Source organism: Streptococcus mitis (genome assembly GCF_047464965.1).
GTDB lineage: Bacteria > Bacillota > Bacilli > Lactobacillales > Streptococcaceae > Streptococcus > Streptococcus mitis_DU.
Genome location: NZ_JASHAT010000004.1, coordinates 55,555 through 77,403, shown reverse-complemented (window position 1 = coordinate 77,403; position 21,849 = coordinate 55,555). Strand labels below are relative to the sequence as shown.

Sequence of the window (21,849 nt, the reverse complement as noted above, 5' to 3'; positions counted from 1 at the left end):
AGAAAAGAACCTGAGATAGTAAATCTCAAGTTCTTTCTGTATTTGATTGCAAGTCAGCATTTAATATAGAGCAAAATGATTATTCTTCATCTTCTCTTTTCTTACGAGCAATCAATCCAAATCCACTTAGGGCTCCTAGAAGTCCGAGTGCTGCAAGGCTAGCGTGATCTTCTGTACCTGTATTTGGAAGTTCACGTTGACCATCCATGTATTGAGGTGTAGAAGGCGCTGCTGGTTGAGCTGGAGTTGCTGGAGTACCATTATTATTTCCGTTGTTATCTCCATTATCTGCAGGTGTTACAGGTTGTGGAGTTTCTGGTTCTGGTTTTGGCTCAGGTTTTGGTTCCGGCTTAGGCTCTGGTTTAGGAGTTGGAGCTGGAGTTGGACCTGGGTATGGAGTTGGATTTGGTGTAGGATCCTTAGGAATGTAGTTGATTGGTGTATCTTGCGTTGGATCACCAGGTACGTCTGGTACTTCGTATCCTTTCGTTGGATCATTTGGATCAACTGGTTTCAATGGTTGACCTTCTGGGTCTACAGGGATAAATCCTGGTACATAAGGCACTTTAGGTTTATCTGTTCCTGGTTTAGTTGGATCTTTAGGATCGTTTGGATATGTGATTGGATTTGTTGGTGTTCCTGGGATATTTGGAATCCATGAACCTAACTTATCGTAAATCACTGTTTCATTGATATCCTTGATTGTATCAGGAGTTACTTGTACATCTTTAGTTGATGATTCTAGATCACCAGCTTTAGCGATGTATCCTTTCACAACTGGTACTGGGTAACCGTTGAAGATATTATCGTTACGATCTGTTGTCCATTCACCATATGTGATTTCACCAGTTACTAAGTTAACTTTCGCTTCACGTGTGAACTTGATTGTTTCAACACGAGTTTCAGAAACTTCGTTTCCATTGCGATCTACATACTTGATCGTACGTGTAGCTGATTTCTCAGTTACAAGATCTTTCACAGTATTTGGCCATACTGGGCTGTTTGGATCGTTAGGGAATACTGGTTTACCTGGTTCTGGTGTAGATGGTGTCACAGGTGTTCCATCTGGATTCTTCGGTAAGTTTGGATCAGTTGGATCTATTGGTTTACCTGGTGTAACTGGAATAATTCTTTCAGCTACTGTTACAGTGAAGATTTGCTCTACAGATTTATCTTTATCAAATACTCTATCTGTATCTTTAGATGGGAACTCGTTCTTAACGACTCTATAACCAGCTTTTTCAAGTTTTTCAATAGTCTTAGTTACTTCATCAACTTTAGACTTAGTGAAGTTAGCTCCTGAATCACCTTCATCAATTACTGGAGTTGATACTACTTTACCTTTTTCATCTACGAAGTTAGTGATAGCTTTTTGTTTATCAGTTACGTAAGTGATTGGCGTATCAGTTCCTGGATCTGTTGGTACTGGTGGTACTTCATATCCTTTAGTTGGATCGTTTGGATCTACTGGTGTTAATGGAACTAGTGGGTTATCCGGACTAATTGGTTTAGTTGGATCTTTTGGCACCACCGGTGTAGTTCCTGGGATATAAGGCACTTTAGGTTTATCAGTTCCAGGTTTAGTTGGATCTTTTGGATCGTTTGGATACGTAACCGGAGGAACTGGTGTAGAACCTTCTGGTACTTTTGGAATCCATGAACCAAGTTTAGTGTAGACAACTTCGATATTTTCATCTTTAGAGTCTGCAGTTAATCCTGTTGTAGCTGCTACTTCTTTTTGTTTGGCATCTTTCAGGATGTAGCCTTTAACTACTGGTGATTCAACTTTATCGAATGTTGTATCTCCATCTTTAGCTGTCCAGTTACCGTAAGTGATTTCACCTGTTACTGAATTGATCTTAGCTTCACGATTGAATGTAACTTTATCAGTTACTTTCTTAGCTACTTCCTCACCATTTTCATTAATGTATTTAATTGTACGGTTCACGTGGCGAGTTGTATCAATCTTCTTAATTAGATCTTCAGTCCATTTTGGTCCATCAGGGTTCTTAGGATCGATTGGATCACCTGGTTTTGGTTTATTAGGATCATTTGGATTTTCTGGATCTACTGGTTTGATTGGCTCAACGTGTGGTGTAACTGTAACTACGAAGCTTTGATCTACTTTCGTATCTTTATCGTAGTTCTTATCTGTAGCAGTTGTGAATCCGTCACTTACTAAGTCATATCCTAGAGCTTTCAATTCAGCAAGTTTAGCTACTGTACTGTAGTCGATTGGTTCTCCAGATTTACCTTCTAGGTTATCTGTGTGAAGTACTGTTCCAGTTCCTTCTACCACATAAGTTACTTTTGCTTTCTGAGTATCTTTCTCATAAGTGATTTCAGTATCTTCTGTTGGGGTTTCAGGTGTTGGTGGAACATATCCTTTACTTGGATCATTTGGATCTACTGGTTTCAGTGGATTTCCATTTGGATCTTTTGGAGTTGTTCCTGGAACGTGAGGAATCACTGTTGTTGGTGTTCCTGGTTTCGTTGGATCTGTTGGATCATTTGGATATTGAGGTTTATCAATATTTGGTTTGTCAAATCCTTCTGGTACTTTTGGTACATATTTACCTAGTGGTGTGTAAACAACATTTACTACAGAATCAGCTGCATCGTGAGCTACGTTCTCTACTTTTTCAGCTGCTTTAATATCCGCAACGTATCCGTCGATAACTGGTGATGTTACTTCAGCTAATGTTTGAGGTTCAGTCCAATCAGAAGTATAAGTGATTTCACCTGTTACTTTGTTTAAATCACCTTTACGAGAGTAACGAAGTTTTTGTTCTACAGTAGCTGCAGCTTCTTGACCACGTTTAGCTTCTTCTACTTTATCAGTATTAGCGTATCTGTAGTTGATTGTACGATTTACTTCATCTAGTAATCCTAGTTGTTCGTATGTACGTTGTTTTGGATCTCCAGGTACTTTGTCTCCTGGTTTTGGAGTTGTGTTTGGATTGTTTGGATCTAGCGGTTTATCTGGATCGATTGGAGTGATTCCCTCTTTAACGATTACATAGTAAACTTGACTAATTCCATCATTACCTTTGTCATCCTTGTCATCAAATGTACGGTTAGCTTCTGCGTAGAATGCTACACGTTCTGCTGTATAAGCTGCATCAGTTGGAGCAACAACTTCATAACCTTTAGCTTCTAATTCAGCTTTAACGTTATCAATGTTTGTTGTCTTGATTGCTTTACCTGTATCTCCTGCTTCCGCAACTGATACGTGAACTGCAGTACCATCCTCTTTAATGAAGTGAACTAGAGCTACTTGAGAACCATCTTTAACATACGTAATTGTAGTGTTTTGAGTTGGATCTTCTGGCTGTTTCGGTACTTCATATCCTTTCGTTGGATCTTTAGGATCTTTCGGAGTTAATGGTTTACCGTTTGGACCTACTGGTGTTGTTCCAGGGATGTATGGTACTACTGGAGTTTCAGTAGGTGTTCCTGGTTTTGTAGGATCTTCACTGGTTGGATCTTCATATGGTTTTGGTGTTAAGTCAGCATCCGCTGGAGGTGTTACTCCTTCTGGAATTACTGGCACATATGAACCAAGTTTGCGGTAGATGATTGTTTCTTCGCTATCTTTATCAGTAGCTTTAACCTCTGTACGCTCTGTAGATTTAGCTGCTGAAGCTACATATCCTGGTTTGTTTGGAGTTGTTACAGCGTCGATTGTTGTATCATTGTCTTTAGCTGTCCATGTACCAAAGTTAGAGATTGCTCCTGTTACTGGATCTAAGTCAGCTGTACGAGTGAATGTTAATGTTTGTACATTGTCAGGGATACCTGCATCTGATCCGTCAGCTAGTTTGTAGTGAACTGTGTGTGTTACTTCTTCGATTAATCCTAATTCTTTGTAAGTACGTCCTTTTGGATCGTTTGGTACTTTGTCTTCAGGTTTAGGAGTAACATTTGGAGTATTTGGATCTACTGGCTTACTTGGATCGATATTTGCTGGTTTGGTAGTATAGATTACTGTTTCAGTAATATCCTCAGCAGTTGCTGTTACTTCTGTCGCTGGTACAGTCTCTTTATCTGGAGTGAAGTTTGTAACTTTTGGTGAAGTTACAGCTTCAAATGTTTGAGCTGGTGACCATTCTCCGAATGTAACCTTACCAGTTACTGGATTGATAGTTGCTGAACGTTTGAACTCTTTAGTTTCTTGTACTGAATCAGCAGCCTTTGAACCATCTGCGTAAACATACTTGATTGTACGTTTCACTTCCTCTTTACGTCCGTCTTCTAACTCTTTGATTAACTCTGGAGTCCATTTTGGTCCTGTTGGATTATTTGGATCGATTGGTTGATCTTTAGTTGGAGTTGGGTCGTTTGGATTTACAGTAATTGGCTTAGTAGTTACTAGGACTTTGTATACTTGGTTAGTCTTAGAATCTGCATCGAATGTACCATCTGTTGGGTAGTTGTTTTCTACAACTGTATAACCTTTAGCTTTTAGTGCTTCAATTGTTGCTGTTACATCTGCAGCTTTAGTGAATGCTTTTCCTGTATCACCAGTATCTACTACTGATTCTGCAACTGCACCTTTTTCAGTCTTATCCGTTTCACTGTTTACTTCGATGAAGTGAACAACCGCTACTTGTGATCCATCTTTAACATAGGTAATTGTAGTGTTCTCTGTTGGATCTGTTGGTAAGTCTGGTACTTCATATCCTTTGCTTGGATCGTTAGGATCTTTCGGTGTTAATGGTTTTCCATTTGGTCCTACCGGTGTTGTTCCAGGAATGTATGGAACTACTGGAGTTTCAGTAGGTGTCCCTGGTTTTGTAGGATCTGCTGGAGTTGCATTTGGATATGGTTTTGGATTTAGGTCAGCATCTGCCGGAGGTGTGATGCCTTCTGGTACTACTGGTACATATGAACCAAGTTTACGGTAGATAATTGTTTCTTCACTATCTTTATCCGTAGCTGATACATTTGTACGTTCTGTAGATGTTTTCGCTGAAGCCACGTATCCATCTTTATTTGGTGTTGTTACAGCATCAATTGTTGTATCTCCACCTTTAGCTTTCCATGTACCGTAGTTAGAGATTGCTCCTGTTACTGGATCTACCTCTGCGGTACGTGTAAATGTTAATGTTTGTACATTATCAGCGATACCTGCATCTGAACCGTCTTCAAGTTTGTAGTGAACTGTGTGTGTTACTTCTTCAACTAAACCTAGTTCTCTGTATGTACGTCCTTTTGGATCGTTAGGAACTACATCATCAGGTTGTGGAGTAACATTTGGATTTGTTGGATCTGTTGGTTTGTTAGGATCTACAGTTGTTGGTTTTGTAGAGTAGATTACTGTCTCTTCAAAGTCTTTATCTGTAGCCGCTACAGTTTTCGCTGGCACATCTGCAACTGTTGGTGTTACACCTGCAACTGCCGCAGTGTATTTCTCAAGTGTTGGAGAAGTTACTGCTTCGAATGTTTGATCAGCCGACCAATCTCCGTATGTGATTTCTCCTGTCGCAACATTAATCTTACCAGGACGAGTAAATTTAAGTGTTTTAACTTTCTTGTCAGCTACACTTGTTAGATTAGATTCTGCTACTGGAGTACCGTCTTCGTATACATACTTAATTGTACGTGTTACTTCTTCTTGTACTTTTACAGCGTTGATTAATGCTTCAGTCCATTTTGGTCCATCTGGATTACTTGGATCGAGTGGTGTTACACCTGGAGTTGGTTTTGGATTATCGTTACTTGCTGGTTTTGTTGGATCAAATGATGGAATATCTACTACTTTAGCTTTGAATTTCACCACATATTCTTGATCAACTGCAGCATCTTTATCGAATTTGTCTGTTGATACAAATCCGTTATTTACAAGTTCGTAACCTTTCTTAGCAAGCTCAGCAATCTTATCAGTTACTGAAGTTGCTGTTGTTGCTGGGTAAGCTGCTTCTGATTTACCTGTCACAACAACTGGATCTGCAAGACCAGGAGTAATGACTTTATTTGTATTAGTAGGATCTACTTCTACAAACTTAACTACAGCTTTTTGAGCAACTGGAGTATAAAGTACTGTAATCTTGTAATCATCTGCTTCTGCATCAATTGCTGCAGTTGCTTCTACAGTAGCGTTATCTGGAACATAACCAGTTACTTCTGGAGAGTTAACAAGGTTAAATTTATCATCTTTTACTTTTTCTGCATCAGATAATTTAATTGCATCGTTAGATGTTCCACCTACTGGAGTCCATGGTCCAAATGTAACGATTGATTTTTGAGTATCTGTTGCATCTGCTGCGATTGCTTTGTTTGTGATGTGGTCGTAGTAAACTGTACGAGCTTTGTATTCTTCAGGAGAATCATATCCACTCTTATCTAATACCGCTTTGTAAGTTGCGTATTCTGTTGGATATACTTTCGCAGCTAATGTGTAATCGATTGTACGGTCACGTTCAAAGTGAAGTGTTTCAGTCACTGTTGGTGCAGCTGTTGTTCCACGTTTATCAGTTGGTACATCATCTGTACTAGCATATTTATACTCAATTGTACGTGTTACTTCTTGAGTATCTTTAATTTTACGAGTAACTTTCTTGTGACGTAGGTAAACATTGAATGCTTGGTCTACATCTTTATCATCATCGAACTTACGTCCACCCTCAATAGCTGTACCTTGAGTATTGTTTGTATAATCATCGGTTACTAATTCATAACCTTGGTCTTCATATTTCTTGATTGTTTTAGCTGTTAAATAAGGAATCTTAGTATGAGATTTACCTTCAAGTGTTGTAACACCATAAGTTGTTTTCGCATCTGGATTTGTTGCAGGTGCTGTATTAGCGTTTTGTACTTCAAGAATACGTGCGTCACCTGTAGCATCTAAGTCAATGTATGTTACTTTAGCTTTTTGTTTATCAGCTTTATAAACAACATACATATCAAAGTTGTCTTTGTCGTCTGATCTTATTGCAGAAGAAGCTGGTTTATACGTTCCTACATCTTTTGTATTTCTATCAATCGGTTTATAAGTACCAATTTCCTTAGTATCTTTAATATGAGCCATTTCTCCTGTTGCATTTGGAGCATTGTATTCTAAAGTTACAACATTCGCTGTATAACCTTTTACAGTAGGAGAAACTATACTATTCATCTCTTCGTTATTTTCTCCATGTTTCCAATCGGAAATAATCAATGTTCCTTGAGAGAATTTAGTACCTTTAGGTATTTCAGTTCCTGCTGTGTATTCTGTACCATTTACATCTCTAACTGTATTCGCAGTTACCATCGGTTGGTCTAATACACCATCTTCATCAAACATTTTATATGTACGAGTATAGTTTAGAGTTTGAGAACGTGTTACTGGTTCATTATTGATTGATAAAATTGGATTATTATTTTTATAAGAAGCTTGACTAGTAGCTGTTGCATCATTATCACTCTCATACACATAGTGAATTGTACGTGTAATTGATGCTTCTGTAGCTGGTGTTACTATTGGTGTGTATTTTGCTCTACCGTAATCAGTACCATATTTTTCTGTAACTTTATCATTTGCTACAACATCATTATAGTCTATATCTGGTTGTACTAAATCTACACCTGTTCCTCTTCCTACAAATCCAGGTTCTGGTGTAAATGTAACTTCACCTGTTGGTTTTCCACTTGCATCTTTCACAAGTTCGTATACCCCTTCACCTGTGATTGTTACTTTAGAATCGTTAGTGTTTGCCAGGTCATAACTACGTGGAACCTCTGTTATTGCTCCTGTTGTAGGATCAAGATGTGTTGCACTTGGTAATACAACTTGATTTAACGGTAATATTCTCTTAACTTTAGTACCTGCTGGAATCGTGTTAGTTGCACGATATTTACCATCAACTTTTACAACATCACCTTTTCCTACAATCTGACTAATAGATGTTTCTTTAGCCAAAGTAGAAATTTTTCCTCCACTTTCACGTGGAATAGTATCACCTGTATTATAAGTAACATTATTCCAAGTATTATTAGCTGTCGACACTAGTGAATTTTTAAGTTTAGCTCCTGTTGGAATTCTTCCTCTGGCAGGAATAGTAGTCTCTGTACCGTTGGCTAGAGTAACAACCGTGTCTGCTGTAACAGGATGAGGATCAACTGGACTAGATCCCGCTGGGATAGTTTTTCCAGTAACAAGTCGAACATTATTTACTACAACAGAACCTGTACCTGTTACTACCACATCTGCATCTTCAGCAATTTTCGCACGCGCTGGTAATTTATCTTTATCAGGAGTATATGTTACTACCTTCCCATCAGCAAGTGTTAATGTAGTAGCCTTACTTACTTCAGTATCTTTATCGTATGAAGATTTATTACTTTCTAAAGTATCCGCTAATTTTATACTCTTATTCTTATCTATGATTTCGAATTCATTAGCATACCTAGAATCTGTAATCTTATATCCTGTTTCAGTTTCCACTGTTCCGTATACTGGGATTTGAGGTCTAGCACTTTGTTTTTTACCTTGAACATCAGTAGTTGTAGTATCTTCACCTATTGGTCTCACATCAATAACAGTTGGAATATAACTAGTATCCATTGTTTTATAACCATTATTTCCATTATTTGTATTTTCAAGAACCTTATCTTTTTCTGCTAATGTGGTAGATGCTTTAGAAGCCTCAATTGTATCATTATTAGCTTCCCATCCAGTTGAATTATTATTATCATCCCATGCACGTACTGCAATACCTTTCGCCGTTCCCACATAAGACTTATTAGGTTTAAATGTTAATGTAGTTTCATATAACCCATTTCCTACAGAAGTATTTTTACCTTCATTAGCAGGATTAACTTTATATGTACCTACTTCATTTCCTGCAGTATCATATTCTGTGTACTCACTTAATAAATATTCTATTTTCCCAGTTAATGGGTTTGTAACTTTAAGTCCTTTACCCAAAACTTTATTATTTTTATCTTTTACTGTTACATATTCTCCTGAATATACAGTGGCACCATTTCGTTCTACATGAACCTTGCCTGTAGAGTCTACACGATAATTTGCAGGTAATCCAGACTTATCAGCAATAGCTTCTTCTGACGCGACTTGCTTATCAGTTAGAACTATTTTCGGCGATAAATTCTCATTTTCAATTTGCGCCCATTTCGTATATTTAGAATCTTTATTTTTACCATTCGCTGTAAACATCGCATTAGTTGGTAGTGTAACTGTTTGTTCTCGCCCTTGATAATCTTTTGTCTCATGTCTAGTACCACGTGGCATGTGAACTACATGTGTTTGGAAATCCTCTACTTCCCCTGATGATGCCACGCCTGTTGGTTCTAGAATCTCATCTTTTGTTAATGAAATACGTAAACGTACTCCTAAGCTATCTGCTGAAGTATCTAGTAATTGTGGTGTGTTTTTAAAATTAATATTGTAAGTTCCATTTTTGTTAACTTCTACGATTTCTGAAGATTCATTAAGATCAAATTTACCGTTGTTGTTGAAGTCTACCCATCCACGGATATAAGCTTTATCATTATTAACACCTAGGTTAGCACGAACACCTTCAAGGACATATTCATTACCTTGGGCTTGACGTAATTTGTACTCAGTTGCTACCGCTGGATCAAGAAGTTGGCTTTCTCCTTCATCTCCCAGAGTACCTTCACCTAGAGCACCTGTTGTGTGGTTATAAACTCCACGAATCGGAAGCTTAGATACTGGGTTCGCCATCTCAATAACATCACCTTGATTTAAAAGTACACGTGTGTGATCCTCTTTTTCAATTACAGCATTACCATTCGGTAATAATAAGTATGTACCTGTTACACCCTTATCTGTTGTTACAACTGTTTTTCCTGATTCTAATGGTGTCTCTTTATATTTTTCTGATGTGATTAAGTCATCAAGTACCCATCCACCTGAAGGGTCAGTTTTTGTTGAACGGAAGTCTGGGTCTCCTTTAACATTACCTAAGTATGGCTGAGTAGCCGTTACCTGAGTTTTAACTCCATTCTTAACAACCTCTTTATTGAAATCCCCAATAATGTGCTGAGCTGATCCGTAAGATTGCGGAGCATCTCCTCCATCATAAATCATGAATCCAATTGTTCCTGCTTGTGCTCCTGCAGAGTTCAAGTACATTGATAGTGTCTTAACGTTTTGAGAAAGAGCGATTGGTAATGAGTTTTTAGAACCCATTGATGTATAGTTTGCTCCAAATGTATTAGTTCCGTATGCAATAGGTTTCCCTTTTTCGTCTAAGTTAACCCAATCTTTTGGATTATATCCCGCTTGCGCAAGACGTCCGTCAGCATTAACATCACTTTCTTTACTTGGATAAACTCCTTGAGCTGTTTTATCATCAATATCTTTTTGAAGATTTAATGCCATGAATTGTTCCCATTTCGTTCCATCTGTCTCGAATTGAACAATTTCAGTACGTCCAGCTTCTTCTGCATCCGCAGCAATTACGTTAACATCTACGATACGCCCGTTATAAGTAGCAGAAAGTGCAAATGTTACCCCAACGTTTGATTCATCGCGAGACGATGTAAATGAAGTAAGCATTTCACTTCCATCTGGATTTGTTGTTGGAAGCCCAGCTTTTCTTAAGTATGACCATTGAGTATCTTGAGCTGTTATAAGTACATCCGCTTTTCTTTCGTTACCAATTTTTTTATAAAGATTAGCTGATCCTGATGGTACAGCCTTACCATTCACATTAATATAAGTGAACCCAGTTTCTGACAATTTTGTTGCAGATAACTTTTGAGTTTCAATAGCGTCATTATAAGCTTTTACCGCTGCATGGTAAGCAGCTGCTTTTGAATAGTAGGCATCTGTATTGGCAAATGTTTCTGTTGGGTATTCTGGTAGTGTTAATGCTACACCATTTACGGAAACTGTTGGATTATTAGCCAACGTTGTTTTGTTCTTAGTAGCATTTGCTTTGAATCTTTTGTCTTCAGCCTGTGCTTTTGCTAATTGTTTTTCCGAACCCCAATCACCATAATCACGTACAGCATTCACTGGTCCTGCTGGTGTTTTATTTGGATCAGACTCTACATTTTTCGAACCTAGTTTTATAACTGTGGCTGTTAAAGCATAGCCTTCAACCTTCGTTTTAACATTGAACTTCATACCTTCTTGTAAAGCTTCATAAATTTCATGATCATTTTGAGCTCCACCCGTGTAGTATAAATGTTCGACATATTTTGCAGTTCCTGAATTTAAGAATTTATCATCAGTCGTTAAGCCTTTTGAACCATCAGCATAGGTAACATCACGAACCATTGTGATTTTACCTGTTACAACATCACCATTTGGATATGTGATAGTTTTAGTAATAGGTTGCGCTAATTTTCTTGCAGGCCCTACTACAGTACCATTAGAGTAGGTAATAGATGCTGCTGCAAAGTCGAACCAGTTAATATTATTTTTAAGTTGCTCTAAGTTTTTTGTACCCGCAGTACCAACAACAGTATCTCCAGAAGGAATATTAGTTTTAACACCATTTATTGTAACAGTTGCTCCACCTGCAGTTCCGTTTCCTTTCTTCTCTACTTCAATCATAGAAGGATCCGTAATGCTTGGGTTGGCATTCATGATTTCACGTTTAACCGCAGCTATCTCTTCTTCTGTTAAATCATTAATATTTTTTACTGGAGTCTTAGTTGTAGGAGCTACGATTGCTGTATTGGTAGTAGTTTCACCTGCCAACACTGCTTCAACTTTACCTACGTGTCCTGCACGTTTCATCTCAGCATAAACTGCTTCGATAGCTGATGAGATACGTTGGAGTTGGGCATCCAATTCTTCCTTAGTGATTTCTCCTGCCGCAAGAGCTTTCTTAGAAGCTTCGATTTGGACCTTAGCTGAAGCTACTGCAGTTGCGATTGCTTCTTTTCCAGCTTTATCTTCTGCCTTTTTATCCGCAAAGTTTGAGGCAGTTGTGTTCAATACTTCTGCTTCAGATGTCAACTGTTCAAGGACAGTTTTAGTAGCAGTAATTGGGTTTTCTGCTTTCTTTTCATCCTTTTTATCAGCTTTTTCATCAACTGCTTTATCAGCTTTTTTGTCAGTCGAAGGAGCAGTTAGTGTTGCTTTTTCTTTGTCAGCTGCTTCTGTTTTTTCAGTTGTAGCTGTCTCAGCTACTTTTTCATCTTTCTTAGATGCTTCAGCAGCTAATTTTGCAACTTCCTCATCACTCAAGGCCGGCTTTTCTACTACAGCCGCTTCTGTCGTAGCAGAAAGAGCTGGTGCCGTCTCATTTGCGACATTCTCACTTACCTTATCATCTTTTGGAGCAGATGCCACAGCTTCTGTTTTATTTTCAGTAGCTGTTTCTTCTGCTTTGGCAGTCGTTTGGGCAGCACCCAAAATCAAGGCTGTCCCCAACAGCACACTCGCAGCACCAAAATGATACTTACGAATAGAGAAACGTTGGCTCAAGCCATACCAATCAAAAGATTTATTTTTTTGTCTTTTTGATTTATACATAATGTTCACTTTCCACATTTTTTTATGTAATTTCGAATTACAATTATATAGTATATATTTTATCACAAAAACGCTATCAGTTCAAGAAAGAAATAATTATATATATATATATATATATATCGTTTTTTGATATTGTTTATATTTATATACTATTTTGTTTTTGACTTTATCTTGGTATTTTTTTTGCTTTTTTGATATAATAAATTAAAGTATAATTTTACTGGAGGTTTTATGCGTTTTAATCGATTTAGCTATTTAGCGCTACCTAGAGATACAATTATCTTTGAATTAAAAAAGTATGGATTTGATATACCAGTCAACATCACAAATAAAAAAATGCTTGAAGCGTTTCTCATTCGTTTCTTTTTTAATTTTAAAGATAGCACCTATCCTCTATCCAGTTTAGCAGTTGATAAAGAAACTGACTTACTGACATTTTTTCAATCAGATAAAGAGTTGACTGCAGATATTTTCTATACTGTAGCCTTTCAACTTTTAGGTTTTTCTTATTTGGTTGACTTTGAAGACAGTGATGTTTTTCGTAAAGAGTCTGGATTTCCTATTGTATATGGTGACTTGATTGAAAATCTCTATCAGTTACTCAATACTCGTACCAAAAAGGGGAACACTCTTATCGACCAACTTGTCAGTGACGGTCTTATTTCTGAGGATAATGACTATCGCTACTTTAACGGCAAGAGTTTGGCTACTTTTTCTAGCCATGATGCCATTCGAGAAGTCGTTTACGTTGAGTCACGTGTCGATACTGACCAAAAAGGTCTTCCAGACTTAGTCAAGGTCAGCATTATTCGTCCTCGTTATGACGGCCAAATTCCTGCTATCATGACAGCTAGCCCCTACCATCAGGGAACCAATGACAAGGCTAGTGATAAGGCCCTCTACAAGATGGAGGGTGAACTTGAGGTCAAACCTGCTCACAAGATTGAGCTTGAAGAACCTCAACTCAATCTCGTCCAACCCCAAGGTCAAGCTGAGCTTGTGTCAGAAGCTGAGGAAAAGCTAACGCACATCAACGCTAGCTATACTCTCAACGACTACTTCCTTCCACGAGGTTTTGCTAATCTCTATGTCTCAGGTGTCGGTACCAAAGACTCTACTGGTTTCATGACTAATGGGGACTACCAGCAAATCGAGGCTTATAAAAATGTCATCGACTGGCTCAATGGCCGTTGCCGTGCCTTTACCGACCACACGTGCCAACGTCAAGTCAAGGCTGACTGGTCAAACGGAAAAGTAGCTACAACTGGACTTTCCTATCTAGGTACCATGTCCAATGGTCTTGCGACTACAGGTGTAGATGGTTTAGAGGTTATTATTGCCGAGGCTGGTATTTCTTCGTGGTACAACTACTACCGTGAAAACGGTCTAGTAACTAGCCCAGGTGGTTATCCAGGTGAGGACTTTGACTCCCTTGCTGAACTAACCTACTCTCGTAATCTCTTGGCTGGTGACTATATCCGTGGTAATGAGGCTCACCAAGCTGACTTAGAAAAAGTAAAAGAGCAGTTAGATCGCAAATCTGGTGACTACAATCAATTTTGGCATGATCGCAATTATCTGCTCAATGCCCATAAGGTAAAGGCAGAGGTTGTCTTTACTCATGGTTCACAGGATTGGAATGTCAAACCACTTCATGTTTACCAGATGTTTCATGCTCTCCCTAATCATATCAACAAGCATCTCTTTTTCCATAATGGCGCCCATGTGTACATGAACAACTGGCAGTCCATTGACTTCCGTGAGTCCATGAACGCCTTATTGACAAAGAAATTACTGGGACAAGATACAGATTTCCAACTTCCTACTGTCATTTGGCAGGACAATACAGCCCCTCAGACTTGGCTATCACTTGATACCTTCGGTGGGCAAGAAAACTTTGAAACCTTCTCACTTGGTCAAGAAGAGAAAGTCATTCAAAACCAGTACCCAGATAAGGATTTTGAGCGCTATGGTAAGACCTACCAGACCTTCAATACAGAACTCTATCAAGGAAAAACCAATCAGATTACTATTGACCTTCCTGTAACCAAAGATCTTCACTTGAACGGTCGTGCCCAACTCAATCTTCGTATCAAATCCAGTATAAATAAGGGGCTCTTATCTGCCCAACTGCTAGAATTTGGACAGAAGAAATACCTGCAACCTTATCCAGCTGTTTTAAGTGCTAGAACCATTGACAACGGTCGCTACCATATGTTGGAAAATCTCAACGAATTGCCTTTTCGTGAAAATACACAACGAGTCGTGACAAAAGGCTACCTCAATTTACAAAATAGAAATGATTTACTGTTAGTAGAGGATATTAAGGCAGATGAATGGATGGATATCCAGTTTGAACTGCAACCGACTATTTACAAGTTAAAAGAAGGAGATACTCTTCGTTTAGTACTCTATACTACTGACTTTGAAATCACAATCCGTGATAACACCGCTTACCACCTGACTGTTGATCTTGAACAGTCTACTCTTATCCTACCTTGTCAAAAGGCATAATATATCAGACTTTCTATATGGAAGATTTCCACTTGAACAGTTGAAACAAACATACACTTGGTATCAAATGCAATCCCGATATAGGCTTATGATAGGTCTACACGGAAGCTTTGACAAAAGATACTAAAACCCTAACCAACATGTGTACTCATTAATAATACTCGCTACCACACCACATGTTGAAAAATCTTTGTGAATTAACATTAATCATAAATTCACAATAAGTCGTGACAAAAGGCTACCCTAATTGAATGATTTACTGTTAGTAGAGGACACCAATGTAGATAAACGGATAGATACCCAATTCATCTACACTCAACTAGTGACAAGTTAAAAGAGTGGGATTTTCTCCATTTAGTCCTATACTACTGACTTTGAAATCATCATACGTGACAATACCGCTTACCACCCGACTGACGATTTCGTTCCGTCCACGCTTTCTGTACCCAGTACAAGGAGTAACATTTTATGAATAAATCTGAACACCGACACCAACTCATACGAGCTCTTGTAACGAAAAACAAGATTCATACTCAAGCTGAGCTACAAGCTCTTCTTGCCGATAATGATATTCAAGTTACACAAGCTACACTTTCGAGAGATATTAAAAGTATGAACCTCTCAAAAGTACGTGAAGAAGACAACTCTTACTACGTGCTCAATACAGGCTCTATCTCAAAATGGGAGAAACGTCTCGAAATCTACATGGAAGATGCTCTTGTCTTGATGCGTCCCGTTCAACACCAAGTCCTCCTTAAAACCCTTCCTGGACTTGCGCAATCCTTTGGTTCTATCATTGATGCATTAAGTTTCTCTGACGCTATCGCTACTCTCTGTGGTAATGATGTCTGCCTTGTCATCTGCGAAGATGCAGAAGCTGCTCAAAGATGCTTTGAAGAACTGAAAAAATTCGCTCCACCATTTTTCTTTGAAGAATAAGAAAATTCCGTGTCTGATGTGGCACGGAATTTTGTTATATTCTTTACTGAGATGGATTTTCTTTTTTAGTTCGTGCTAATCTCAGGGCACGATTTGGATTGAGACGATTAAATAGTTCTTCCAATTTCTTTTCATTCCAAACATCTGCGGCAGAAACGAAATTACCATCCGCATCTCGGAAAGATATCGGTTTATCTCCCATATCAGTCTCCTAGTCTACAAATTCAAACTCAAATTTACCAATGCGGACCAAATCCCCATCTTTAGCACCACGCGCACGAAGGGCTTCATCAACCCCCATACCACGAAGCTGGCGAGCAAATTTCATGACTGATTCGTCACGATCAAAGTTGGTCATATTAAAGAGTTTCATGAGTTTTTCACCAGAAAGTACCCATGTTGCATCGTCATCACGACTAATTTCAAAGGCTTTTTCTTCCTCATCAAATCCATAGTAGGCTTCTTCTTCCATATCTGACTCGTCGTAGAGCAAGAATTCTGGTGTCTTGTCTAGCAATTCAGCTGTAGCATCCAAAAGCGTAGCCAAACCTTGCTTGGTCAATCCAGAAATTGGGAAAATAGCTGGTAACTCTTCAAATTCATCGTAGTTTTCAGCCAATTTTTTCTTGAATTCTACAAGATTTTCCTGACTCTCAGGCATATCCATCTTATTGGCTACGATAATCTGTGGACGCTCCATCAAACGGAGATTGTATGACTCTAGCTCTTTATTGATAGCAAGATAATCCTCATATGGATCACGCCCTTCACTAGCTGACATATCAATGATGTGAAGGATGACACGTGTACGCTCGATGTGACGGAGGAACTGAGTTCCCAGACCGACTCCCTGACTAGCTCCTTCAATCAAACCTGGTAGATCAGCTACTGCAAAGGATTCACCTGATTGGGTACGAACCATTCCTAGATTTGGCACAATTGTCGTAAAGTGGTAGGCACCAATTTTAGGCTTAGCTGAGGTGATAACACTTAAAAGTGTTGATTTCCCAACAGAGGGGAAGCCTACTAAACCAACATCTGCCAAGATTTTTAATTCCAATTGTAACTCACGTTCCTGACCTGGTTCTCCATTTTCAGAGATTTCCGGTGCAGGATTTTTTGGTGTTGCAAAGCGGATATTTCCACGTCCACCACGACCACCGTGGGCAACGATAAATTCTTGACCGTGTTCAATCAAATCTGTCAAGACCTTGCCTGTCTCAGCATCACGCACAGTCGTACCTTGTGGTACTCGAACTCTAAGGTCCTCAGCACCACGACCATGCATCCCTTTGGTCATTCCTTTCTCACCAGAATCAGCCTTGAAATGGCGATTATAGCGGAAATCCATGAGAGTACGTAGACCTTCGTCTACAACGAAGACTACATTACCTCCACGACCACCGTCACCACCCCAAGGACCGCCATTAGGGACATATTTTTCACGGCGAAAGGCAACCATACCATCGCCACCATTACCAGCCTTGACCTTGATCTTGGCTGTATCTAAAAACATACTCATTTTTTTCTTCTCACTTTAAAAAAGGGCTGGGAAATCCCAGTCACAAAATTTTCTTGAATCTATTTTATAGATTACTGAGGGCACCAATTGCAGTTGCAAAAATACCCAAAATACTTGCTACTAACATGATAAGTACGATAAGCAAGGTTAATTTCTCAAACATAGTTTTTTTACGTTTTCCATTATCTCCAAATGCCATTTTTATCTCCTTCGTTACATTCTATTTTCTATTATCTTAGCATGAATTCAGCTAGTTTTCAATAGTCACTTGCTACCGGCGCAATAATCCATAAAATGATATAAGCTACAATTCCTGCCCCATAACAAAATGCAAGAACACCCCATATTACACGAACAATAGTCGGATCAATATCAAAATAATTTGCCACCCCGGCACAAACACCAGCAATCTTTTTATCACGACCGCTTCTCATTAATTGTTTTTTCATAGCTTTTCCTCTTTCTATTCTTCACGGTCTTTCCAATAATCTCTTATGCTGATCAACTGTGTTTTTGAAGCCTTCAGCATGCGTCTAGAGCCTTTTACGGGTACAGCAACCACCTGTTGTGGAAGATACAAAACTGTCTTAAAGATACGCTGACTGACCGTATCATCTTTGGCTAAATCTTTCTGGAAATTATTTGAAATAATAGCATCCAGATAAAACTCATGTACCCGTTTTCCAAAGTTCTCAGCTGAAATCTCGTATAATTTCGCTGATAAGATATGCTCATTCATATCTGGCGTTGCAATCAGAGCTTCTAAAATAGCTCCAGCCAAATCATGCTCGCCGTAATATAAAGTTCCAAACATCTTGTTATTGATAAGATTGTCCAGATAAGGATTTCCGTGAGCAATGACAGGCGTTCCACTGGCCAAGCTTTCCAAGTATGTCAAACCCTGCGTTTCACTTGTTGAGGCCGAGATGAAGAAATCTGCTGCCTTATAGTAAAGAGCCGTCTCACTAGGAGCAATCATTCCTGTAAAGATAACCGAGTCTCGAATCTCTAGTTTCTGGGCTTGCTCTTTAAGATCATTCAGATAAGGCCCATCCCCAGCAACAACCAGTTTAACCTTGTCTTCCTCTTTCAGAACTTCTGCAAAAGCTGCTAATACTGCTTGAATATTTTTTTCATAAGAAATTCTGGAAAGACTCAGTAACATCTGTTCATCATCTTGAATCCCTAATTTACTACGCAGTTCTTTTAGATTTTCTTGCTTGATTTCCGGACGCTCGAACTTGGCTAATTCAATCCCAGTTGGAATGACCCGTTTTTCAACCTTGACCTTATAGTCAGATAGCAAATCACGGACAATCTCACTCGGGCAAATAACCCCATCCACGTCATGAAGGAAACCTCTGACCAGATACTTGACCATGCTAGGACGAATCAACATCCCCTTGGCAATATAATGCACGTAGTCTTCGTATTGGGTGTGATAGGTATGGATGACTGGAATCTTCAATTCACGCGCAATCCAAATTCCCAACAAGCCAAGAGAAAATTCTGTCTGAGTATGGATAATATCCAGTTGATATTGTTTAGCAATTTCAAGCGCCTTGCTGAATCCTCGATAGGCAAAGCGGCGATCCTTAAAAGCAAAGAAAGGAACACTTGGAATACGGATGATTTGCCAATCTTCGTAGCGATTGACATCCTTATCTGTCGTAGTAAAGATAAAAACAGCATGCCCCTGCTTTTCAAGTTCTGTTTTCAAGGTTCGAATACTGGTCGCAACACCAGAAACCTGAGGAAAATAGGTATCTGTAAATAAACCAATTCGCATAGATTACCTCACTTTTTACTTTCTCCCTAAAGCGGCTTGTTTCTCATAAAAATCCAACCAGATTTGTAAGAGATGCTCTTCAGAATACTCTCTAGAAATATTCTTAGCTTTTTCTTTCAAATCTTTTAAAGCATCAGGATTCGCTTGATATTCCAGAATAGCTTCTTTCATCTCTTCTCTATCTGCTGTCGCCCGATAATTGCCCTCCAAAATTACCTTATAAAGATCTAAATCACGCAACATAATCGGAGCTTCACAACTGGCAGCTTCTAGGATAGTCATAGGAAAGAGTTCATTGTAACTAGGAAGCAAGAAAAGATCCGCTAGGGCATACAATTCGCGCATCCGCTCTGGCGATACAATACCTGGAAAAATCAAATTTTTAGGGGGATTTTCCATGATTTTCTTGTAGCGTTCATAACCATCTGTCATACCACCAAAAGAGAAACCACCTGCCCAGATAAAGGTAATTTGCGGCAATTCCTCAGCCAGACGGATAAAATCGTCAATCCCTTTGCGTTTCTGAACTTGACCAGCACCTACTACGATAAACTGATTGTCACTAAGACCTAGCTCTGTACGCAGTCTCGCTACCTCTTCCTGTGGAAGCGGATGCCATTTTTCCTTGTTGACAAAGTTAGGGATATAGGTCACTTTTTCACGTGGAATACCAGCTGCCACTAAATCCTCAATAAACATAGGATTGACCACCACCAAGTGCTCCATCCGGTTGTAAAAAGAAAATACATAGCGTTTCACAATTCCCTTTATGAAAAATGGAATTTTCAAACTCCCCTCGAGTGTATCAGGTAAGAAATGCACATAGCCAATTTTCCTTCCTGATCGTTTCTTCTGGAATGTTGATAAATAATAGGGGAGATCAATTGTATGAAAGTGAGTCACATCTGCCTCTATTGGAAGATTTTCTGTAACAATCAATTGGTCCTTGGCATCACGGTGAAGAAGACGAACTAATTCACGGTAAGCACCTGAAACTCCTTGTCCTGCTACTTTCTCACTTGAACTCAACATATTGATGCGTAATTTCTTTTTTTCCATAACTACTATTATATCATTTTCTTTGAATAAAATCAGCAAAAGAAAGGAGAGACTAGAGGAAAAGAGGGGGAAATTTCCTCGCTTTTCCAATAATCTCTCACATGTTTTTATTTGTTTACTTAATGCCTAGGGCAATACGTGCATAGCGACTCATTTTTTCAACAGTCCAGGCTGGATACCAAACTAATTTGACCTCAGTATCCGTTACTTCTGGAACCTCTGTCATAGCATCATAAATCTGGTCTGTCAAAAGGTCTGCTAGAGGACAACCCATGGTTGTCAAAGTCATATCAATCTCTGTTTGTCCTGTGTCACCGTCAAAACGAATTTCATAGATCAAACCAAGATTGACAATATCGATTCCCAACTCAGGGTCAATAACTTCTTCCAAGGCTGATAAAATTCGTGTTTTGATGTTTTCAATTTGCTCTTCTGTATAAGCCATATTCATCCTCACTCTTAGTCTTCAATAAAATCACGAAGCGGTTTGCTGCGACTTGGTTGGCGTAGTTTTCTCAAAGCTTTAGCTTCAATCTGACGGATACGCTCGCGAGTCACGTTAAAGACTTTACCCACATCTTCAAGGGTACGCATTTTACCATCATCTAGCCCAAAACGCAGACGCAAAACATTTTCTTCACGGTCTGTAAGAGTATCCAAGACCTCATCCAACTGCTCACGCAAAACGATACGAGTTGTATAGTCCACTGGATTTTCAATCACTTCATCTTCGATAAAGTCCCCAAGGTGGCTATCATCCTCTTCACCGATTGGAGTTTCAAGGGATACCGGTTCTTGGGCAATCTTCAAGATTTCACGAACCTTGTCAGGGGTCATATCCATACGTTCAGCGATTTGTTCTGGTGTTGGATCTTGTCCCAATTCTTGAAGGAGGTTACGCTGTTCACGAACCAATTTATTGATGGTTTCAACCATGTGAACTGGGATACGGATGGTACGAGCTTGATCCGCAATAGCACGAGTGATAGCCTGACGAATCCACCAAGTTGCGTAAGTTGAAAACTTGAACCCTTTAGAATAATCAAACTTGTCAACCGCCTTCATCAAGCCCATATTTCCTTCTTGAATCAAGTCAAGGAACTGCATACCACGACCAACATAGCGTTTAGCAATAGAAACAACCAAACGAAGGTTGGCTTCCGCAAGACGTTGTTTGGCTTCGATATCACCAGCTTCAACAGCAAGCGCCAATTCTTTTTCCTCTTCATTGGTCAAGAGAGGTACGACCCCGATTTCTTTCAAGTACATACGGACAGGGTCATTAACCTTAGCCGAAGTTGAACCAATCAAGTCCTCATCACTGAGTTCTGGCTCTTCTTCAGTGCTAAGAACACGCGCACTTGGATTTCCTTCGTTATCTGTGATAGAAATCCCTGCATCCTGAATTCGTTGCAAGAGATCTTCAATCCCATCAGCATCCAAGGTAAAAGGAATCACCAGACTTGCATTAATTTCATCATCAGTTGCTGTCCCTTTTTGTTTATGATTACGGATAAATTCTGCTACTTGTACATCAAATGTTGTTACTTCTTTTTGTTTTGTTGCCAT

11 protein-coding genes are annotated in these 21,849 nt (G+C 39.1%); 2 read left to right on the top strand and 9 right to left on the bottom strand.

Annotation, left to right across the window (positions count from 1 at the left end; translation table 11 throughout):
- Positions 1-79 precede the first annotated feature (79 nt).
- Complete coding sequence (locus QM408_RS03585; protein WP_414373620.1) at positions 80-12,457, bottom strand: mucin-binding protein; 12,378 nt, start codon at positions 12,455-12,457, stop codon at positions 80-82.
- Positions 12,458-12,688: 231 nt separating this feature from the next.
- Between QM408_RS03585 and QM408_RS03580 the strand changes: the two genes are divergently transcribed.
- Positions 12,689-14,971, top strand: coding sequence for a Xaa-Pro dipeptidyl-peptidase (locus QM408_RS03580; protein WP_414373618.1), 2,283 nt, complete (start codon positions 12,689-12,691; stop codon positions 14,969-14,971).
- Between the two features lie 468 nt (positions 14,972-15,439).
- Positions 15,440-15,910 (top strand): arginine repressor, encoded by a 471-nt coding sequence (locus QM408_RS03575; protein WP_414373615.1) that lies wholly within the window; start codon positions 15,440-15,442, stop codon positions 15,908-15,910.
- A 43-nt stretch (positions 15,911-15,953) separates the two neighbouring features.
- Here QM408_RS03575 and QM408_RS03570 read toward each other — a convergent pair whose 3' ends face one another.
- From QM408_RS03570 to rpoD, 8 genes are all read right to left on the bottom strand, one after another.
- On the bottom strand, positions 15,954-16,112 hold the full coding sequence (locus QM408_RS03570; protein WP_001808548.1) for a hypothetical protein: 159 nt from the start codon (positions 16,110-16,112) through the stop codon (positions 15,954-15,956).
- Positions 16,113-16,121: 9 nt separating this feature from the next.
- The gene (gene obgE / locus QM408_RS03565) at positions 16,122-17,432 is read right to left on the bottom strand and encodes a GTPase ObgE (protein ID WP_000061647.1); all 1,311 of its coding nucleotides are present in this window, start codon (positions 17,430-17,432) and stop codon (positions 16,122-16,124) included.
- A 64-nt stretch (positions 17,433-17,496) separates the two neighbouring features.
- Positions 17,497-17,631: a DUF4044 domain-containing protein gene (locus tag QM408_RS03560; RefSeq protein WP_000863852.1), complete on the bottom strand. Its 135-nt coding sequence runs from the start codon at positions 17,629-17,631 to the stop codon at positions 17,497-17,499.
- 58 nt (positions 17,632-17,689) lie between these two features.
- Positions 17,690-17,866 carry a PspC domain-containing protein gene (locus QM408_RS03555; protein ID WP_314500546.1) on the bottom strand — a complete coding sequence of 59 codons (177 nt, stop codon included), beginning with the start codon at positions 17,864-17,866 and terminating at the stop codon, positions 17,690-17,692.
- A gap of 29 nt (positions 17,867-17,895) precedes the next feature.
- Positions 17,896-19,221 (bottom strand): glycosyltransferase family 4 protein, encoded by a 1,326-nt coding sequence (locus QM408_RS03550; RefSeq protein ID WP_020901798.1) that lies wholly within the window; start codon positions 19,219-19,221, stop codon positions 17,896-17,898.
- A 15-nt stretch (positions 19,222-19,236) separates the two neighbouring features.
- The gene (gene cpoA, locus QM408_RS03545; protein WP_049499364.1) at positions 19,237-20,280 is read right to left on the bottom strand and encodes an alpha-galactosylglucosyldiacylglycerol synthase; all 1,044 of its coding nucleotides are present in this window, start codon (positions 20,278-20,280) and stop codon (positions 19,237-19,239) included.
- 115 nt (positions 20,281-20,395) lie between these two features.
- Positions 20,396-20,725, bottom strand: a complete 330-nt coding sequence (locus tag QM408_RS03540; protein ID WP_000331925.1) for a metal-sulfur cluster assembly factor — start codon at positions 20,723-20,725, stop codon at positions 20,396-20,398.
- Between the two features lie 14 nt (positions 20,726-20,739).
- Complete coding sequence (gene rpoD / locus QM408_RS03535) at positions 20,740-21,849, bottom strand: RNA polymerase sigma factor RpoD (RefSeq protein WP_000201903.1); 1,110 nt, start codon at positions 21,847-21,849, stop codon at positions 20,740-20,742.

Bases quoted from the DNA above. Each gene is read 5' to 3' on its own strand.
- QM408_RS03585 (WP_414373620.1), bottom strand. From the start codon at position 12,457: ATGTATAAATCAAAAAGACAAAAAAATAAATCTTTTGATTGGTATGGC.
- QM408_RS03580 (WP_414373618.1), top strand. From the start codon at position 12,689: ATGCGTTTTAATCGATTTAGCTATTTAGCGCTACCTAGAGATACAATT.
- QM408_RS03575 (WP_414373615.1), top strand. From the start codon at position 15,440: ATGAATAAATCTGAACACCGACACCAACTCATACGAGCTCTTGTAACG.
- QM408_RS03570 (WP_001808548.1), bottom strand. From the start codon at position 16,112: ATGGGAGATAAACCGATATCTTTCCGAGATGCGGATGGTAATTTCGTT.
- obgE (WP_000061647.1), bottom strand. From the start codon at position 17,432: ATGAGTATGTTTTTAGATACAGCCAAGATCAAGGTCAAGGCTGGTAAT.
- QM408_RS03560 (WP_000863852.1), bottom strand. From the start codon at position 17,631: ATGGCATTTGGAGATAATGGAAAACGTAAAAAAACTATGTTTGAGAAA.
- QM408_RS03555 (WP_314500546.1), bottom strand. From the start codon at position 17,866: ATGAGAAGCGGTCGTGATAAAAAGATTGCTGGTGTTTGTGCCGGGGTG.
- QM408_RS03550 (WP_020901798.1), bottom strand. From the start codon at position 19,221: ATGCGAATTGGTTTATTTACAGATACCTATTTTCCTCAGGTTTCTGGT.
- cpoA (WP_049499364.1), bottom strand. From the start codon at position 20,280: ATGGAAAAAAAGAAATTACGCATCAATATGTTGAGTTCAAGTGAGAAA.
- QM408_RS03540 (WP_000331925.1), bottom strand. From the start codon at position 20,725: ATGGCTTATACAGAAGAGCAAATTGAAAACATCAAAACACGAATTTTA.
- rpoD (WP_000201903.1), bottom strand. From the start codon at position 21,849: ATGGCAACAAAACAAAAAGAAGTAACAACATTTGATGTACAAGTAGCA.